Here is a 937-nt window from a genome sequence, read left to right as displayed (position 1 = left end):
GCTGTACCGAAACCCGGCCCCGGTCGCCGGTTTTTTCAGCATACGCTTCCAGCTGCTCCTTCGCCCCGGCATACTTCCCGTTCATCTTCAGCACCTCCCCGTACCGCAGCAGGTTCTCCGGGCTGCTCCCTTCCATGGCCGCCACGCGCGAATACCAGTTCTCCGCCGATTCGTAGTCCTTCATCTGCATGTAACAGTAGGCCAATCGCTCCAGGTCGGCCAGACGCGGCTTTCTGCTATCCACCAGTTTCACGTACAGCGCCGCCGCGTTGGCATATTCGTATCTCAGGAACGCCTGCTCAGCACGGTCCCGGAGACCGAGCTGCTCCTGGCCGTACACCGCGGAAACCGACAGCAGCAGGAATGCCGCCGGAAGTATAACCGAAAAAAACCGAATGCCTGTTCCTAGTAGTTTGTTCTTCATAACTCGTTTGCTTCTCATCAGTAAGAGGTGCATAGACTCCACCTAATAAATTTATGGTCAATTAACGTTCCGTCCATGGTAAAAAAAATCCGCATGATGTACCGAAACGCCCTTGCATCGCCCTTCAGCTCATACGACAGATTGCGCGAAGAGACGATGAACCGGTTGTTTCCCATGTGTGATACCACGAGGGGAAGCTTTTCCCGCGCGGATAGCCAGATTTCCATCCGGTGACCGTCACGGGTATAGTGGAATCCGTGTGTACCGTCCAGAAACATGGCAAGCTTTTCAAACAACATGGCCATCCTGCGTAGATCGTTAGTGAATCCTAAAAAAACCTCGGGCTCAGCAGCCGCCGGTCTTTCCGGCCGAAGGTGATGCCCAAGGTGATTTCATGCGAGCCGTTCTGAACGCTGCTCAGCCGGCTCAGAATGTAATCATACGAATAACCCACCCGCAGCTGAGGGGTCACGTACAGCTGCGTGATCGCAGAAACCGAGTTCTGCTTGCTCA

3 protein-coding genes are annotated in these 937 nt (G+C 54.6%); all 3 read right to left on the bottom strand.

Features of this window, described 5'->3' with window-relative positions; all coding sequences use genetic code 11:
* Positions 1-424, bottom strand: a 424-nt coding sequence (locus tag ACFQRK_RS23925) for a tetratricopeptide repeat protein (protein WP_379010954.1), incomplete at its 3' end; no start/stop codon positions are given.
* Positions 425-441: 17 nt separating this feature from the next.
* Positions 442-729, bottom strand: coding sequence for a hypothetical protein (locus ACFQRK_RS23920; RefSeq protein WP_379010952.1), 288 nt, complete (start codon positions 727-729; stop codon positions 442-444).
* A gap of 23 nt (positions 730-752) precedes the next feature.
* A partial coding sequence (locus ACFQRK_RS23915; protein WP_379010950.1) for a type IX secretion system membrane protein PorP/SprF occupies positions 753-937 on the bottom strand: 185 nt, incomplete at its 5' end.

Source organism: Parapedobacter sp. GCM10030251 (assembly GCF_042666505.1).
Lineage (GTDB): Bacteria > Bacteroidota > Bacteroidia > Sphingobacteriales > Sphingobacteriaceae > Parapedobacter.
This window is presented reverse-complemented; position numbering and strand designations above follow the sequence as displayed.

Excerpts from the sequence above, each read along its gene's own strand:
- ACFQRK_RS23920 (WP_379010952.1), bottom strand. The coding sequence starts at position 729 with ATGGCCATGTTGTTTGAAAAGCTTGCCATGTTTCTGGACGGTACACAC.